Origin of the sequence: Bartonella bovis 91-4 (assembly GCF_000384965.1) — a bacterium.
Taxonomy (GTDB): domain Bacteria; phylum Pseudomonadota; class Alphaproteobacteria; order Rhizobiales; family Rhizobiaceae; genus Bartonella; species Bartonella bovis.
The window spans coordinates 775,684-793,715 of sequence record NZ_CM001844.1 but is presented as its reverse complement, the minus strand read 5'-3'; the positions used below and the strand labels follow the sequence as shown (position 1 = coordinate 793,715).

At 35.7% G+C, this 18,032-nt stretch carries 14 protein-coding genes, 2 tRNA genes and 2 pseudogenes; 7 read left to right on the top strand and 11 right to left on the bottom strand.

What is annotated here, in order from left to right:
- Window positions 1-12: 12 nt before the first annotated feature.
- The 7 genes from nuoF to BBBE_RS03430 all read right to left on the bottom strand — a co-directional run bounded on the left by nuoF (window position 13) and on the right by BBBE_RS03430 (window position 5,454).
- The gene (gene nuoF / locus BBBE_RS03460) at window positions 13-1,320 is read right to left on the bottom strand and encodes an NADH-quinone oxidoreductase subunit NuoF (RefSeq protein ID WP_010701213.1); all 1,308 of its coding nucleotides are present in this window, start codon (window positions 1,318-1,320) and stop codon (window positions 13-15) included.
- A gap of 163 nt (window positions 1,321-1,483) precedes the next feature.
- Window positions 1,484-2,137, bottom strand: coding sequence for an NADH-quinone oxidoreductase subunit NuoE (gene nuoE / locus BBBE_RS03455; protein ID WP_010701212.1), 654 nt, complete (start codon window positions 2,135-2,137; stop codon window positions 1,484-1,486).
- Window positions 2,137-3,327 carry an NADH-quinone oxidoreductase subunit D gene (locus BBBE_RS03450; RefSeq protein ID WP_010701211.1) on the bottom strand — a complete coding sequence of 397 codons (1,191 nt, stop codon included), beginning with the start codon at window positions 3,325-3,327 and terminating at the stop codon, window positions 2,137-2,139. Before BBBE_RS03450 ends, nuoE begins: the two co-directional genes overlap by 1 nt.
- A 179-nt stretch (window positions 3,328-3,506) precedes the next feature.
- Complete coding sequence (locus BBBE_RS03445; RefSeq protein WP_010701210.1) at window positions 3,507-4,115, bottom strand: NADH-quinone oxidoreductase subunit C; 609 nt, start codon at window positions 4,113-4,115, stop codon at window positions 3,507-3,509.
- Window positions 4,116-4,126: 11 nt separating this feature from the next.
- Window positions 4,127-4,708 (bottom strand): NuoB/complex I 20 kDa subunit family protein, encoded by a 582-nt coding sequence (locus BBBE_RS03440; RefSeq protein ID WP_010701209.1) that lies wholly within the window; start codon window positions 4,706-4,708, stop codon window positions 4,127-4,129.
- The gene (locus BBBE_RS03435; protein ID WP_010701208.1) at window positions 4,699-5,064 is read right to left on the bottom strand and encodes an NADH-quinone oxidoreductase subunit A; all 366 of its coding nucleotides are present in this window, start codon (window positions 5,062-5,064) and stop codon (window positions 4,699-4,701) included. The genes BBBE_RS03440 and BBBE_RS03435 overlap by 10 nt, the downstream gene beginning before the upstream one ends.
- A gap of 313 nt (window positions 5,065-5,377) precedes the next feature.
- Window positions 5,378-5,454: transfer RNA gene (locus BBBE_RS03430), tRNA-Asp, on the bottom strand.
- A gap of 182 nt (window positions 5,455-5,636) precedes the next feature.
- Between BBBE_RS03430 and BBBE_RS03425 the strand changes: the two genes are divergently transcribed.
- Window positions 5,637-5,712 (top strand) — tRNA-Val (locus BBBE_RS03425).
- A gap of 213 nt (window positions 5,713-5,925) precedes the next feature.
- On the opposite strand, the gene BBBE_RS03420 is transcribed toward BBBE_RS03425, so the two are convergent.
- Complete coding sequence (locus tag BBBE_RS03420) at window positions 5,926-7,131, bottom strand: outer membrane protein (protein WP_010701207.1); 1,206 nt, start codon at window positions 7,129-7,131, stop codon at window positions 5,926-5,928.
- Window positions 7,132-8,348: 1,217 nt separating this feature from the next.
- On the opposite strand from BBBE_RS03420, the pseudogene BBBE_RS03415 reads away from it, so the two are divergent.
- The 4 genes and pseudogenes from BBBE_RS03415 (at window position 8,349) to parE (ending at window position 13,342) form a co-directional block, all read left to right on the top strand.
- Window positions 8,349-8,964: pseudogene (locus BBBE_RS03415) on the top strand (LemA family protein).
- A 62-nt stretch (window positions 8,965-9,026) separates the two neighbouring features.
- Window positions 9,027-9,792 (top strand): annotated as a pseudogene (locus BBBE_RS03410) (TPM domain-containing protein).
- A gap of 638 nt (window positions 9,793-10,430) precedes the next feature.
- Window positions 10,431-11,168: a lipoyl(octanoyl) transferase LipB gene (lipB, locus tag BBBE_RS03405; protein WP_010701205.1), complete on the top strand. Its 738-nt coding sequence runs from the start codon at window positions 10,431-10,433 to the stop codon at window positions 11,166-11,168.
- Between the two features lie 95 nt (window positions 11,169-11,263).
- Window positions 11,264-13,342 carry a DNA topoisomerase IV subunit B gene (parE, locus tag BBBE_RS03400; RefSeq protein WP_010701204.1) on the top strand — a complete coding sequence of 693 codons (2,079 nt, stop codon included), beginning with the start codon at window positions 11,264-11,266 and terminating at the stop codon, window positions 13,340-13,342.
- A gap of 15 nt (window positions 13,343-13,357) precedes the next feature.
- Here parE and recJ read toward each other — a convergent pair whose 3' ends face one another.
- The gene (gene recJ / locus BBBE_RS03395) at window positions 13,358-15,142 is read right to left on the bottom strand and encodes a single-stranded-DNA-specific exonuclease RecJ (protein ID WP_010701203.1); all 1,785 of its coding nucleotides are present in this window, start codon (window positions 15,140-15,142) and stop codon (window positions 13,358-13,360) included.
- 299 nt (window positions 15,143-15,441) lie between these two features.
- On the opposite strand from recJ, the gene rplM reads away from it, so the two are divergent.
- The gene (gene rplM, locus BBBE_RS03390; RefSeq protein ID WP_010701202.1) at window positions 15,442-15,906 is read left to right on the top strand and encodes a 50S ribosomal protein L13; all 465 of its coding nucleotides are present in this window, start codon (window positions 15,442-15,444) and stop codon (window positions 15,904-15,906) included.
- Between the two features lie 3 nt (window positions 15,907-15,909).
- Complete coding sequence (rpsI, locus tag BBBE_RS03385) at window positions 15,910-16,395, top strand: 30S ribosomal protein S9 (RefSeq protein ID WP_010701201.1); 486 nt, start codon at window positions 15,910-15,912, stop codon at window positions 16,393-16,395.
- A 141-nt stretch (window positions 16,396-16,536) separates the two neighbouring features.
- Here the strand turns inward: rpsI and BBBE_RS03380 are convergent, their stop codons facing one another.
- Together BBBE_RS03380 and BBBE_RS03375 are read right to left on the bottom strand one after the other, a co-directional pair.
- Window positions 16,537-16,902: a response regulator gene (locus tag BBBE_RS03380; protein ID WP_010701200.1), complete on the bottom strand. Its 366-nt coding sequence runs from the start codon at window positions 16,900-16,902 to the stop codon at window positions 16,537-16,539.
- A gap of 312 nt (window positions 16,903-17,214) precedes the next feature.
- Window positions 17,215-18,027, bottom strand: a complete 813-nt coding sequence (locus BBBE_RS03375) for an MBL fold metallo-hydrolase (RefSeq protein WP_010701199.1) — start codon at window positions 18,025-18,027, stop codon at window positions 17,215-17,217.
- Window positions 18,028-18,032 lie beyond the last annotated feature (5 nt).

Below are 18,032 nucleotides of genomic sequence, written 5' to 3'. Positions count from 1 at the left end.
AGAATAAAATTTTCATTCTACTACTTCCAAAGCAACATTTCTGCTCTGAACCACATTTCGCGTATAATTATCAATTCTTCGCTCAATCTCTGAACGAAAATTACGTATCAATCCTTGTACAGGCCATGCTGCAGCATCACCAAGTGCGCAAATAGTATGCCCCTCAACCTGTTTAGAAACTTCAAATAAAAGGTCAATCTCACGTTTTTGAGCTCTTCCTTCAACCATACGCCCTAAAAGGCGCATCATCCAACCAGTACCTTCACGACACGGTGTACACTGTCCACAACTTTCATGTTTAAAAAAAGCTGCTATACGCCAGATTGCCTTAATAATATCTGTTGATTTATCCATAACAATCACACCACCTGTGCCAAAAGAAGACCCAACATCACGCATTCCATCAAAATCCATGACTGCATCTATCATATCTTCACCCCGAACAACCGGACAAGAAGCCCCACCTGGAATAACCGCTAAAAGATTACTCCATCCACCACGAATACCTCCGGTGTGCTTTTCAATTAATTCACGGAACGAAACACCTAAAGCTTCTTCAAATGTACAAGGAGCGTTGACATGACCAGAAATCATAAACAATTTTGTTCCAACATTATTTAAACGACCGATTGATGAAAACCATGAAGCACCCCGACGCAAAATCGTTGGAATAACTGCTATAGATTCCACATTGTTAACGATCGTCGGGCAACCATAAACCCCCATATTTGCAGGAAATGGTGGTTTAAGCCGAGGCTGCCCTTTTTTTCCTTCAAGACTTTCTAAAAGAGCTGTTTCCTCACCACAAATGTACGCCCCAGCACCATGATGAACAATAATATCGCAAGCATGCCCATATTTAGTACTTTTACCGAGCAAACCAGCATTATAACATTCATCAATTGCAGCTTGAAGCGCTTCACGCTCACGAATATATTCACCACGAATATAAATAAAAGCAACATTTGCCCCTATTGCAAAAGTAGCAATAACACATCCTTCAATTAAAGTATGAGGATCATGCCGCAAAATATCGCGGTCTTTGCATGTTCCAGGCTCTGATTCATCTGCATTCACGACTAAATAATGTGGCCGACCATCACTCTGTTTCGGCATAAAAGACCACTTCATGCCAGTAGGAAAACCAGCACCACCACGACCACGCAACCCCGACTTTTTTACCTCATCAACAATCCAGTCACGGCCTTTTTCTATAATCGTCTTAGTATTATCCCAATGCCCACGCAGCATTGCACCTTTTAATGATTTATCTTTTAAACCATAAATGTTAGTGAAAATGCGATCTTTATCAGTTAGCATACCCCACCTTTTCCTCTAACATTGAATGTGTTCTCAACATTTCCCTAAATCCAATAATTTTTCAGTATTTAAAAAAGTTATTACTTATACTAAAATATTTCTAAATAAATAAGCACTAAACACTTTATTAATAAAGTGTTATTTATTCTGTTTTTATTTTTTATTATCTTTTCTTTGAAAGTTTTGATGACTTCTTCTTCCCCTCATTCTCATCAATTAAAGAAGTTAAACCATCTATAGGTTCCGATGATTTACGACCATTCTGCGGCCCCACAGCTATATCAGAATTTTTCCCTGCCTTAAATGCATCTATAATTTCTTCAAGACGTTCTGCTGTAAGATCTTCATAAGTATCCTTAAAAATCATAACCATTGGGGCATTAACACAGGCACCAAGACACTCTACCTCTTCCCACGATAAGGTTCCATCTTTGTTAGTAACAAAAGGCTCAGAGTGAATTTTTTTTTGGCAAACTTTAATTAAGTCATCAGAACCACGTAACATACAAGGAGTAGTACCACAAACTTGAATATGAGCTTTTGTTCCAACTGGTTTAAGTTGAAACTGAGTATAAAAAGTAGCAATTTCTAAAACGCGGATATAAGCCATTGAAAGCATTTGAGCAATATACTCAATTGCAGCACGTGTTACCCAACCTTCTTGCTCTTGAGCGCGCATTAAGAGGGGAATTACAGCTGACTGCTCACGACCCACAGGATATTTTGCTATAGTATTTTGCGCCCACACTTGATTTTCTTTTGTAAAAGAAAACTTTGATGGTTGGTGGACGTCATCTGCGAGACGACGTACAGACATTAGCGATCAACCTCCCCAAAAACAATATCAATTGAACCTAAAATAGCTGTTGCATCTGCAAGCATATGACCCCGAGTTAGAAAATCCATAGCTTGAAGATGTGCAAAACCAGGAGCACGCAATTTAACACGATAAGGCTTATTTGTACCATCAGAAACAAGATAGACACCAAATTCACCCTTTGGAGCTTCTACAGCAGCATAAACTTCACCAGGAGGAGTATGAAACCCTTCCGTGTAAAGTTTAAAGTGATGAATAAGTGCCTCCATTGAATTTTTCATTTCATTACGTTTTGGTGGCACAATTTTATGATCCAAATTTGAAACCGGCCCATTTCTTTCAGTACTAAGCAGACGATTCACACACTGGCACATAATTTTTGCTGATTGACGCATTTCTTCCATACGAATGAGATAACGATCATAACAATCACTATTTTTACCAACAGGAATATCAAATTCCATTTCATCATAACATTCATAAGGCTGGCTTTTACGCAAATCCCACGCAACACCCGCACCGCGAATCATTACCCCAGAAAAACCACGCGCCCAAGCCTCATCACTAGTTACTACTCCAATATCTACATTTCGTTGTTTAAAAATTCGATTTGGCGTTATAAGCGCATCAAGATTACCAAGAGCAACAAGAAATGGATCAATAAAATTACCAATATCTTCAATTAAAGATTCCGGCAAATCTCTATGCACACCACCAGGACGAAAATAATTGGCATGAAGACGTGCACCGCATGCACGTTCATAAAAAATCATCAAACGTTCACGCTGCTCAAATCCCCAAAGTGGTGGTGTTAAAGCACCAACATCCATCGCCTGTGTTGTCACATTAAGTAAATGGTTAAGAATGCGTCCGATTTCAGAAAATAAAACACGGATTAGCTGTCCTCGTTTAGGAACCTCAACACTTAATAATTTTTCAATAGCAAGTACAAAAGCATGCTCCTGATTCATAGGAGCAACATAATCCAAACGATCCAAATAAGGGCACGCCTGAAGATAAGTTTTTGTTTCCATCAACTTTTCAGTACCACGATGCAATAACCCAATATGCGGATCTACACGTTCAACAACTTCACCATCCAACTCGAGAACCATACGCAAAACACCATGCGCGGCAGGATGTTGAGGACCAAAATTGATATTAAAGTTTCGGACATTGACTTCAGCCACAATCAACTCCTTGCTTTTTCAAAATACATTCCTAGTTGAACGTCAATAAAGTTTTGCTTACCGTACCGCAAAGCACAAGGTAACGATTTACCACATACAAACACTTATCCCTCCCTACTGAAAACATTCAATCATCTAAAAATCTACTTGCCCCAATGTTATTCTTATCAGTCTTAATATCATTTTTCACTGCTTATCTTTTCATCACCCGGCAAAATATATTCAGTACCTTCCCAAGGTGAAAGAAAATCAAAATTACGCATTTCTTGCCGCAAAACAACAGGCTCATAGATCACTCTTTTAACTTCATTATCATAACGACATTCAACGAATCCTGTCACCGGAAAATCTTTACGTAAAGGATGCCCTTCAAACCCATAATCAGTCAAAATACGCCTCAAATCGGGATGACCAGAAAATAAAATACCATACATATCGTATGTTTCACGTTCATACCACTCTGCCCCAGGATAAATTGAGCACGCAGAAGGAACTGGCACATTTTCATCAGTCCGCACTTTAATACGCAACCGCAAATTGTGACGAGGAGATAATAATTGATAAGAAACATCAAAACGCTTATTTCGAGAAGGATAATCAACACCGCTAACGTCTGTAATATTAACAAACTGACAGCGAGAATCATCACGCACAAACATTAAGACATCAGTAATTGCATCAAGACGTGACACAATCGTCAATTCGCCAAACGCAAGCACACTTTCTTCCACTTTATCTCCTAATTGATTTTTCAAATAGGCAGCAAGCTCATTTAACGATTCAAACATCTCCAAAACCTCTATCGCTCTATAGACCCAGTACGACGGATTTTTTTTTGCAATAACAATATACCGTAAAGCAACGCTTCTGCTGTAGGAGGACACCCCGGAATATAAATATCTACCGGTACTATACGATCACATCCACGCACAACTGAATAAGAATAATGGTAATAGCCACCACCATTTGCACACGATCCCATGGAAATTACATAACGCGGTTCAGGCATTTGATCATAAACTTTACGTAAAGCAGGAGCCATTTTGTTGGTTAGAGTACCAGCAACCACCATCACATCTGATTGACGAGGTGAAGCACGCGGTGCATACCCAAAACGCTCATTATCATAATGAGGCATCGAACATTGCATCATCTCAACAGCACAACAAGCTAAACCAAAACTCATCCACATCAATGAGCCAGTACGCGCCCAAGTTATCAAAGCATCTGTTGAAGTTACTAAAAAACCCTTATCAGACAATTCAGTATTTATATCATGAAAAAATTTATCATGAGAATCTATCAACTCACCAGTATTCAACCCTATCACCTTTTTTGACTTTGGAGTTACAACTGTTGAATTATTTAATATTAATCCCATTCAAGAGCCCCCTTTTTCCACTCATATATAAATCCAATCGTCAAAATTGCTAAAAATATCATCATTGACCAAAAACCCAACATACCTATTGAACCAAACGAAACGGCCCAAGGAAAAAGAAAAGCAACTTCAAGATCAAAAATAATAAATAAAATTGAAACTAAATAAAACCGAATATCAAATTTCATGCGGGCATCATCAAAAGAGTTAAACCCACATTCATAAGCTGATAATTTTTCAGGGTCAGGGGCACGATAAGCCACAATGTAAGGTGTAATTAAAAGAGCTCCCGCAATAACTGCTGAAATAATAATAAAAATCAATACTGGTAAGTAGGAACTCAACAAATGAGTCATCATTTTTTTCCGCTTTTATAAAGTATCTGAAGCAACGTAATTGTTTGATATTGTCTAGATAAGAACATAAATTATCATAATTGTCCCGCTAATCCCGCTCGTACAGCTTCAAAAGGCATGCCGTGCAATTTTTTCTTATTATATAGGTACAGCAGCGCAAAAAAAGACGCAAGCCCTATTCTTACAAACTATATAAATAAAGAGGAAAAATTGAAATGTTAAAAAGAATTTTATAGCTAACACTAAACTTTCTTAAGTACCCTGCAAATAAAATATGTACATTACAAGAGCAAATTAAGAAAACACTATAAAATGGCGCGAGTGACGGGGCTCGAACCCGCGACCTCCGGCGTGACAGGCCAGCACTCTAACCAACTGAGCTACACCCGCGCACCAATTGTCTAGCTGGTGTAAGAGGTTCATTCGTTTCTGTCAAGCATTCTTAATGCGTTTTTTTCAAAAAAATAAAAAATTAATATCCTTTAAAAAATATCAAATAAAAATATCTTTTATTCTTGCGTTTAAATTAAATTTTCCTTAAAAAGCTCTCATCCAATGACAAGTCATTGAATGGGCGATTAGCTCAGCTGGTAGAGCGCCTCGTTTACACCGAGGATGTCGGGAGTTCGAGTCTCTCATTGCCCACCATATATTTTTACAGAATATACTCTATTGATTTCAATAGTATATTTTATAATGGATTAAATAATAATAAGAAATGAAATTTTTATCTTTCTTTTCGTTATAGACTGTAATTATAACTATTTCCCTCCTCTGATTCGGAAAAGCATAACAATAGATAAAAATAAAAGCTTTATCAAAGATAAAGCTTTTTAAGTGACTTGAGCGCTATATAACAAATTAGAATTTATAAGCAACACCAACCCGAAAATCATTGGTTTGGTAATCAATTTCTAATTCATCCTTAGCGAATTTCTGCTTACCAAAATCTGAATAACGATATTCCGCACGTAAGATAACATTATCAGCCATTGCAAAATCAACACCACCACCAAGAGTATAACCTACCATCATTTTTGTATCTGATACGCTAGAAGAAGGTATTTCTTTACTCAATATCTCAATTGATTTGGAAAGAGTATTTTGAATCTGCGCATAAGCAACACCGCCAGCAATATAAGGCATCACACGATCAACTGAAAAGCCTATACGTACCCGTGTAGCACCAGACCATTTTTGTTTTAAAGTGTTACTATAGACTTCATCAGCAATTTCCTCCTCATCTACTTGTACTTGCTTTGTTTCCCTTACACGCATTGCAGATGAAATTAAAGGTCTAGCTTCTTGTATTTGAAGCCTTTCTTTTCTTACTTGCTGTGAAGATTGTTTTTCTAAATTCTGTCTTCCTTCTTCACTACGAACTTCTCGAATATTGACCTCTTGTGCTGCTACAGAGCTTATAGAACTAGTAGGGCCCGCTGGACCTGTTTCACCTCTACTACGTTTACTTCTCCTTACTCTTTTCTCTTCTTTTGCAGGAGATACTGAGATTTCTCTACTATCCATCTGTACACCTTCAATTTGACGCCTTGTCCTTTCTGCTAGTTCTTCTACTTCCTCTACCCCTTCTATTTCTTCTAGTTCTTCAGATTTCCTTCTTGCAACAATTTTTGTATCCTGTTTATTGGACCAAACTATATCCGTATCAACACCTAGAACAAGGCTATTTCCTAGATCGACATTGGCTCCTGCATAAAGACCACCCATAAAACCAGAAAGTTGAGGTAATTTATCTTTTTCAACAGGAGTCCATTCTCTCGTGCCGGTCTCTTTTTTAGCGTATAAATTGATGCTAGTTTTACCTGAGAAGCCACCAATCTGCCCTCCAAGATAAAAACCATTCCAAGAGAAAGTAGGTGCAGAGATAACTGGTGGAGCATCAGAGTTCGGATTCATTTCAACTGGCGGTAAAACTTGTTTTGACATTTTACTAGGAGGTGAAACGATGGGCCTCGATTCTTGAGGTACTATAATATCTGCTGCTTGTGCTGCAGAAGCTGTAAATAGAGTGATAATAGATGTGCTAATTAAACATTTTGTGTTCATAAGTTACTCCGGAGATAATGTTGAGAACCACATAATGATATATTTATCTCCATTACAGAATCTTTTCAAAAAGAGCTATAATAAAAATGACACAATCATAAAAAATATATTCTATAGTATCTTAAACAATTAATTGTGATTATAAGTCAGTGACTCGTAAGTAAATGAAACTTTTTTACGGTTACCAGAAATGTTAAAAAACAAAACAATGTTATACTGAAAACTAAACCATAATTTCTGCCACAATTCATTGACTGGGATCATTCTAACACCCCTATAAACTTAGAAAAAGAGCTTATAATCAACACTAAAATCTCTATTTGCAAAGCAACTCTTAAAACTAACATTACAAATATGTTTTTTGCCATTAAAGAAGTACCAACAAAATTTTCCAATCAAAAATAAACTATATCATTGTAGTATTTCTATAGTTATTCACATTTTTTCAATATTTCAGAAAGCATAAAGTGATATCAACAAATTACAAAATACATCCCCTCTACCTTTTCTTTGAAGCTAAAATTTTCTTTTGAAAATAAGCCCCTACAATTAAGACACTCTTCCCAACCCTTTTTTATACATCAATAAACTTCGAATATGATAGTAACTTTTTAAGCTCTTCAAACAATGTATAATTCCAATCAATAAACAAAGCTTATTTTATTTATTTCACAGGCCATAAATGAGATAAATTAGAAATTAAAAAGAGTATTTATAGTATTTTATCTTAAAGCAAATAATTGCAAAACCATTCTAAAAATATACCAATTTTACTATAGTGAAATTTTAGTATTGCCTCTCTTATACAACCCCATATTAATAGTTTCATACTATGCATCATCACAACAATTTTATAGCAACAACACAATGTGTCTTATATATTTTTAAAAGTAAAATCCGTTACGAATATAAATGCTCTCCCATTCTTTAGACTAGATATATTAAATTCTTTATTTTAAAAATTGCATATACTTATATTCAACATGGGCAGAATTGAATTTTGTCAGATAAACTTCTGAAATAACGCGGATAAAAAACCATATTATCATTGGTTGTTTCAATTGATTGAAATACGTAATAAGATCTAAATGAACTATTTGATAAAATGAAAATTTGCTATTTACGAAATTCAAGATACTTTTCCTAAGTAAAATACACTTTATGTAGTATAGTGTGCAAAATAGCTTTGGAGATATTCTTATGCCAGGTATACTTAAATACCTACTTATCTTGTGACAAAAATATTAAGACGATTCTCAATTGCCGTTGCGTCAGCATTTTTAATACCATTTTTAAGTGATTGTGGATTTAATACAATCCCAACATCAAGAAAAAGCATATGCGGTATGGAGTAATGTTCTCAATCAATATCAACGCCGTACAGATTTCATCCCTAATCTCGTAGAAACTATCAAAGCTTACGCATCCCATGAACGAGCTGTTCTTACTAGCGTTATTGAAGCACGTGCAAAAGCAATGCAAATGACCATTAACGCAGATATATTGAATAACCGACAAGTTATGCAACAATACCTCAATAACCAAGCTAATTTGTCGAGTGTGCTTTCACGTCTTATAGCTGTTGTTGAAAACTATCCTGACCTCAAAGCTAATCAAAATTTTCTTGCTCTTCAATCACAATTAAAAGGAACTGAAAATCGAATTTCCGTTGCTCGCCGTGATTATATTGAAGCAGTACGTATATATAATACTGCATTGAAAACAATGCAAACAATGATTTGGGTAAAACTATGGTTTCGTGATGCTAAGCCTATGCAAACATTTACCATTGATATTAATGCCCAACAAATACTAAAGGTCAATTTCAATTAATGGTATCATTTCATTTTATTCAACTTATTCAACGTAACACTTTTTTATACTTATAGTCTTTCATAAGTTTTCTATTTTTTGCAATTACATTGAATAATACTGCTTATTCACAAATTCAATTTCCTCTCTTTACAGGTCATATTAATGATGTTGCCCATTTTCTTGATACTACAACGATAAAAAGTCTGACAGAAAAGCTGTCTGCATTACAAAAAAACAGGTGACCAAATTGTCATTGTGACTGTCCCTACTCTTTCAGGAATCAACATTGAAACTTATAGCAATTCTCTTTTTCGCACATGGAGCTTGGAGTAAAAAGAGGTTAATAATGGTGTGCTACTTGTCGTTGCACCAAACGAGCGCAAAGTACGTATTGAGGTGGGTTATGGTTTGGAAAAAGAGCTAACAGATGCGATTTCTGCAGTCATTATTAACAATTTTATTGTTCCCAATTTTCATGAAGAAAACTATCAAAAAGGGATTATTGAAGCAGTTAACGCAATTACTGAAGTTATTACAGGAAGTAATGCTGATGTTATGTCTAGAATCAAAGCAAAGGCTGAAATTATTGAAGTACAAAGTAAACGAGCTGAAAAAGAAGAAATGATAGCAAATATTATTTTCTTTTTAATCTTTTTTACAATGGTTGGTTTGCCTATTCTTGCAATTATTTTTGGTAAAAAAATAGGTCCACGAAAATATCGTTGGATGAGTACAGTTTTCACGCTTTGGTTTACTAATATAAATGCTAAACAAAAACACTATAATAAAAGATTTGGAAGATATTCAGGTGGTAGTGAGTTTAAAAGTAGAGGAGGTTCATCATGAGGTGATGGAGCATCAGGAAGATGGTAAAATGCTCATTGGTTTTTGTCACAAAATACCTTAAATTGCTAATTTATGCTCAATCTGCTTAGATGGAGTAAAATCTTTTTTAAAATTATGCTTCAATGTTATATCTAAGTGACATCTTAATATATATTCATTTTTTAAAAGAAATGGCACTTAATTAATATAAATTTTTCGCTCAATCATTGAAATACAATGATACCATATGCCCATCATTTAATTAATGAGATATTTTGCTAGTTTTATATTAAATTCTAATTTATTATACTCACATTAATTGCATTTTTAATTTATTAGGTAAGTTGCTGTCGCTCTTAATAGATTAAAAGCTTTCAAATGTAGTACTAAAAATTAGGATTGTAATACATTTACTAATCAATAAAATTGCGAACTTTAAATTCAACATAATAATACAGCTATAATGTCTACTTATAATTTGACTAACGGCTTTCTACTCAATTAAAATGGTAGAAATAATTAAGTGTTTTCACTAACAGAGAAAAATTATCGATATCACTCATTTTCTATTTTGATTGTAATAAACAACCCCATGTCTTGCTATGTGATTTACTGTTGCCAATAGTAAACTAAATATAACTCTAATATACATATTTCTGATGACATTTAAATTAAACCGTACTGATCGTGACCATTTATTGCATGATTTTAAAACAACCTATCCTAGCTCACCGGTCGAGTGGAAAATAAGTGATGGTTTAATCGAATATCCGGAAGCACTCTGTTATATGCAAGAGCGTGTGGAAAATATTTCTGCAAAAACCGCACATGAACAAATTTGGCTTCTTGAACATCCTCCCCTTTATACAGCTGGTACAAGCGCCAACAAAAAGGATCTTCTAGCACCTAATTTATTTCCTGTATATGAAGCTGGCCGTGGTGGTGAATTTACATATCATGGCCCCGGACAGCGTATTGCTTATATTATGCTTGATCTGAAACGCCGAAAGCAAGATATACGCGCCTTTATTAGTGCATTAGAACAGTGGATTATTCAGATGCTTGCACAATTTAATATTAAAGGTGAACGTCGTGAAGATAGAATTGGTGTTTGGGTTACACGACCAGATCGTCCACAAACAATAAAAGGTATCCCTTGTGAAGATAAAATCGCTGCTATTGGTATCCGCATACGTAAGTGGGTAAGTTTTCATGGAATTGCTATCAATGTTGATCCTAACTTAAATCATTACTCAGGAATTGTCCCATGCGGAATTGCAGATTATGGTGTAACAAGCTTAATTGATCTAGGCTTACCTGTAACAATACATGATGTTGATATTGCGCTAAAACAAACATTTGAACAAATTTTTGGTCCAACAATTGATATTTCTTAAGTGCGTTGATTTTTAAATAAAAAACAGGCATAAAACTTATTTCGATTAAACGTTTATTTTAAATAACTTACAATTTAGATAGATAATTGAATGCTATGAGCGATAATAATAAAGATCTTTTTAGTATTTTAAATAAAGCTCAGCTTCGTATGGAAACGAAAGCAAATAATCAGAAAACTCCAATAAATTCAAAAGCAATACCTTCAAAGGCACCTGTATCTGCTTCTAAGGATAATGCGGAAATGAATAACTACAATGCATCATCCATCCGAGTACTTGAAGGTTTGGAACCTGTACGTTTGCGACCTGGAATGTACATCGGTGGAACAGATAGCAAAGCACTTCATCATTTATTTTCTGAAATCATTGATAACGCGATGGATGAAGCTGTTGCTGGTTACGCTGATTTAATTGATGTATCACTGGATAAAGATGGTTATTTAACAGTTATGGATAATGGACGTGGAATCCCCATTGAAAACCATCCTCAAATGCCAGATAAATCTACCCTTGAAGTCATTATGACACAACTTCACTCAGGGGGAAAATTTGATGGGAAAGCTTATCAAACCTCTGGTGGTTTACATGGAGTAGGTATTTCCGTTGTTAACGCTCTTTCTGATGATATGGAAGTTGAAGTAGCACGGGAACGCAAACTTTACCGTCAGTGTTTCTCACGTGGTATTCCTCAATCTGGATTACAAGATTTAGGTGATGTTTACAACCGCCGCGGTACGCGAGTTCGTTTTCATCCTGATAGTAAAATTTTTGGTGAAAAAACAGTTTTTGAACCAGAAAAAATTTACAAAATGGCGCGTTCTAAAGCCTATCTTTTCAGTGGAGTTAAAATTCGCTGGAGTTGTGATCCCATAGTACTTGAAGGTATCAATAATATTCCTGAAAAAGCTACTTTTCATTTTCCAGATGGGCTTAAAGATTATTTATCATCATTATTAAATGATAAATATTGTATAACAACTGAAATCTTTTCTGGTAAAATAAAACAACTTGCTAATCATGGCTCAGTTGAATGGGCGGTAGCTTGGCATAACGGTGATGCTGGTATACAATCCTACTGCAACACTATTCCTACACGAGAAGGTGGAACACATGAAACAGGGCTGCGGCAAGCTCTTCTGCGTGGACTGAAAGCTTATGCTGAATTAATAGGAAACAAGCGTGCTACTATTATTACTTCTGATGATGTTATGGCATCAACCATTGCAGTGCTTTCAGTCTTTATTAGAGAACCTGAATTTGTTGGACAAACTAAAGATCGATTAGCTACAATTGAAGTGCAACGTATTGTTGAAAATGCAATACGCGATCCTTTTGACCATTGGCTTGCTAATTCTCCACAAGAGGCAACAAAACTTCTCGATTGGGTTATTGAACGAGCTGAAGAACGTGTAAAACGACGTCAAGATAGAGAAATAAATCGAAAAACAGCTGTGCGTAAATTACGTCTGCCAGGTAAATTAGCAGATTGCAGCCAAAATTCTGCCGCTGGCGCTGAATTATTTATTGTTGAAGGAGATTCGGCTGGCGGTTCTGCCAAACAAGCACGTAATAGAGCAAACCAAGCAATTTTACCTCTTCGGGGAAAAATTTTAAACGTAGCTAGTGCTGCACGTGAGAAGATGATTACAAGCCAAACAATTAGTGATCTTATCCTTGTGCTTGGATGTGGAACACGTTCTAAATATCGTGAAGATAATCTCAGATATGAACGTATTATTATTATGACTGACGCAGATGTTGATGGTGCACATATTGCTTCACTCTTAATAACCTTTTTCTTTCAAGAAATGCCAGAGCTCATCCGTGGGGGGCATTTATATCTTGCTGTACCTCCTCTTTACAGAATATCACAAGGAGGAAAAGTAGCTTATGCACGTAATGATGCTCATAAGGACGAATTGCTAAAAACAGAATTTACTGGAAAAGCTAAAATTGAAATCGGGCGTTTCAAGGGCCTTGGAGAAATGCGCGCGCAACAGCTTAAAGAAACAACTATGCATCCCCAAAAACGCACACTTTTGCGCATTTCTATCGATGCACTTGAAATGCAAAAAACTAAAGAGACAGTAGAAAGTTTAATGGGGTCAAAACCAGAAGCACGATTTCGATTCATACAGGAAAATTCAACTTTTGCCCATAATCTCGATATCTAATCGGAAAAATGTTTATCAAACCACTGCTGCCGCATCAATAACACGTAATTGCGGGTTGATTGTTCCATTCCAGTAATTTAAACTAAGATTGCCCGCCACATGAATTGTTTCACCAACATTTTCAGAAAGAAAATTGCCAAGGGATGTTCCCACTGCATGAAAAGCTATTCCTTGAAGTTTTTTACCTTCAAGATCAGAAACAAAGAGGCGCAAATGCCCTTTCCCAACCTCAGATACACTAACTAATCGATGAGAAGGAAGGACAAAAACAGGTGTCGCATTTTCTGAACCAAAAGGGCCTGCTTTTTCAATCATATCAAAAAGATCTTTATTAGCACCAGAAGCAGAAAGAAAACCATCTATACTGAGAGACTTTTTAGCACGCAATTGCGAAACTACCGAATAAACTTTTTCTTCTAACCATTCTCGAAAAGCTTTAACTTTTGTAGATTGAATTGTAATCCCAGCTGCCATACTATGCCCTCCCCCTTTTTCTAATAAATTCAGTGTAACAGCCTCATGAACAAGTGCTCCCAAATCTATACCACTAATTGAGCGGCCTGATCCTGTACCGCTACCATCTGCTTTCAAAGCAATTACAAAAACAGGACAAAAGAAACGTTCTTTTAAACGGGATGCAAGAATACCAACAATTCCTGGATGCCATTCTTGGCAAGCAACTACAAGTGATGATGGCACTTCGTTACCATGATAAATAGAATTAATATAAGCTTCTGCTTGAGCTAATTGAGTAGCTTCCATCTCTTGGCGTTCCTGATTAAGTTGATTTAATTGCTCTGCCATTTTATCAGCTTCATCTCTATCATCACAGCTGAGCAAACGTGCTCCCAAAGCTTGATCTCCAATACGTCCTCCCGCATTAATTCTAGGCCCTAATAGAAAACCTAAATGAAAACTATTAATCGGCTCACCTATACGCGCAACCTTTGCTAAAGCAGCTATCCCAGCATTGTGCATAGAACGCGCGACTTGAAGCCCTTTAACTACAAAAGCGCGATTAACACCTCTCAATGGAACCACATCACATACAGTGGCTAACGCAATAAGATCAAGCATACTCAAAAGGTCAGGAACAGTCTCTACCCATTTTTGCTTTCGCAGTAAATGATTTACCCATACTAATGTAACAAATACGATGCCAGCAGCACATAAATGCCCTTGTTCAGAAAAATCATCGGGGCGATTAGGATTAACAAGAGCAACAGCCTCTTGATGAACATCTAACATTTGGTGATGATCTAAAACCACAACATCAGCACCTGCAAGCCTAGCTGCTTTCAATGCATCTGGGCTGTTTGCCCCACAATCAACAGTAATAATTAAACTTGCCCCTTCTTCTACCAGCATTTTCATTGCTTGTTCATTCGGGCCATAACCCTCAACAATACGATCAGGAATATAGATTTTAACTGTTATACCAAAATAACGTAAAAAACGCGCCAAAAGCGCTGATGAACAAGCTCCATCAACATCATAATCCCCAAAAACAGCTATTTTTTCTTGGTTCATAATAGCTGTAACCAGGCGCTCTGCTGCACATTGCATATCCGTAAAGCTTTCTGGATTAGGTAGTAAATTGCGTAGCGTGGGATTAATAAAAGCAACAGCTTCAGATTCATCAACGTTCCTTGCTGCAAGGACCCGAGCTAACTGATCTGGAAAACCAAATTTTTGAGAAATAGCACGAGCATTATTAATTCCCTGAATATCAAGAGGATCTACCCAAGCCTGACCACAAGCAGAAGATTTAACATTAAGACAATAATAAGATAGCTGCATTATCCTTTTTATGTACAATGAAAACGGCAAAAATACAATGAACACTTAAAAAATGAAATGTTGTATATAGCAAACGTTTTATCTCATGATATGAGTAGAATGTTACAACTAAGAATATTACAAATATTCTTAGTTGTAATGCGTTATTTTATTAGTTTTATTTTTTCTTGACGCAAATCATAAGACATTATATCAAATAAATAATATACACTAAGATGTATTTTGTTGTGATAATCATTCATAACGTAAAACAACAAAAAATGTTTTCATATTAAAGGGCTTTAATAAAGGATACTTCTATGGCAACTTTTTCACAAAAGCCAACTGAAGTGGTAAAGAAATGGGTTATTATTAACGCAGAAAACCTTGTTTTAGGTCGTCTTGCCACGCTCGTTGCCAATCGCTTACGTGGCAAACATAAAACTACTTTTACCCCCCATGTTGATGACGGTGATAATGTCATTGTTATCAATGCAGAGAAAATAGCTCTTACTGGCAGAAAATATACTGATAAGAAATATTATTGGCATACTGGCTATATCGGCGGCATTAAAGAACGTACAGCTCGTCAAATTCTTGAAGGTCGCTTTCCTGAACGAATTGTTGAAAAAGCGGTAGAGCGCATGATTCCCCGTGGTCCACTTGGTCGTCGTCAAATGAAAAATTTACGTGTTTATGCCGGTAGTCAACATCCACATGCAGCGCAACAGCCCGAAACTCTTGATGTCGGTGCTCTAAACCGCAAAAATAAAAGGATTGCTTAAATTATGGCTGAAATTAACTCTCTTTCTGAACTTGGCGCAACAATATCCACTGTAGAAGTGAATAATAAAACTGCTCCTATTCACGTGCAGAAACTTGATTCACAAAAGCGTGCTTATGCAACAGGAAAACGTAAAGATGCTGTTGCCCGTGTATGGGTCAAGCCAGGTTCTGGAAAAATTACTATTAATAACAAAGAGTTCGATAAATATTTTGCCCGTCCTGTTCTTAGAATGATTCTTCGTCAGCCGATTGTTATAACTAACAGAGATACACAATTTGATATTGTCGCAACTGTTGCTGGTGGTGGTCTTTCCGGTCAAGCAGGTGCAGTACGTCATGGAATTTCTAAAGCTCTAACTTATTATGAGCCGGAACTTCGTACTATCTTAAAAAAAGGTGGTTTTCTTACACGAGACAGTCGCGTTGTTGAACGCAAAAAATATGGTAAAGCGAAAGCACGTCGCTCTTTCCAATTCTCAAAGCGTTAATTTTAGTTCTTGTATGATATGTAAAATCCCATTTTTCAGTGGGGTTTTTATCTTTAACAGCATACCTAAAAATTATCTTTAAAGTCATACTTTTAGTGTGATTCTCTTTATTGCTGTTTAAAAAGAAAGCTCAATAAAATTTTAGTCTAAAAAGGACTTCAGCATTGTAATAAAATGCGGAACAGAAATAGGCTTTGACATATATTCTTCACAGCCACTTGCGCGAATCCGCTCTTCATCCCCCTTCATGGCAAAAGCTGTTACAGCGACAATAGGAATAGATTTAAGCTCTTCATCTTTTTTTAGCTGTTTAATAACATCAATTCCTGAAACTTCAGGTAACTGAATATCCATAACAATAAGAGAAGGCATCGCTGAGCGAGCTAAATCTAATGCAATAAGACCATTACGTGTTTCAACGGTCTCATAGCCACTCACCTCTACAAGATCACGGAATAATTTCATATTAAGTTCATTATCTTCCACGATCATAACTTTTTTTAACATTAATATAAATTTACCTTTCTATAAAAATATAAATTAAAATATATATTTTTCTTATTCTAATTCTTTATATAAATTTTTCTTTTGTAGGACTATAGCAGAAAGAAAGTACATTGAATCCACTTTTTGCAAAAAACACATTGACATTTAACTGCGTAAAAAAATCTTCTTATAAAGAATATATAATGTACATGTAGTTATTAGATAAAGGTTATATTTTTGTATAAGAGATTTTTCTTTTAATTGACATTAAAGTTTAAATTATTCTCTATTTCATGACTTTTATTGTAAGTAAATTCAACAATTTTATATATTCTAAAGTACCTTTGTTTCAAAAGTAAGCCCTTGATAAGCAGGCTCAACATTTAGTGGGACGTAATTTAAAACATCATTATAATCAAGCGAATTATCCATATGAGTTAATATAGCCCGTTTAGGCTTCAAATATTCTATCCAATGCAATGCTTGATCAACCGAAAAATGACTTGAATGAGGTTTAAATTGAAGAGAATCAATAATTAAAACATCTAGATTCGTAAGATTTTGAAATGCTTTTTCGGGAAATTGATTTACATCAGTACAATAAGCAACATTGCCGATACGAAAACCCAAAGAATAAATAGCACCATGAAATTGTAAATGTGTATTAAAAGTAATTTCTCCCCCCTGTCCTTGAATTGTAAATTTACTGTTTTCATTTATAAGGTGTGCCTTTAAAATGGGGGGATAACGAGAGCCCTTTGGTGTTTGAAAACAATAGCCAAAAGCCGTGTTAAGATATTCTAGCGTAAACGAATCTGCATAAATATCTATTAAAGATTTTTGTGCAAGTGCATAACTACGTAAATCATCAATACCATGGACATGATCTGCGTGAGAATGTGTATAAACAGCAGCATCAAGATGATTAACGTGCGATTCAATCATTTGTGATCGAAAATCTGAACCTGTATCAATAACAACTGTTGTTTTTTTTCCCGACTTATCAATTCGTTCAACTAATAGAGAAGTTCTATAGCGCTTATTTTTGGGATTGTTCGGATCACAAGCTCCCCAATAACCATTGGGGCGCGGTACCCCAGGAGATGAACCACAACCCAATATCGTAAATCGGTAACAATCAAACATTCTTT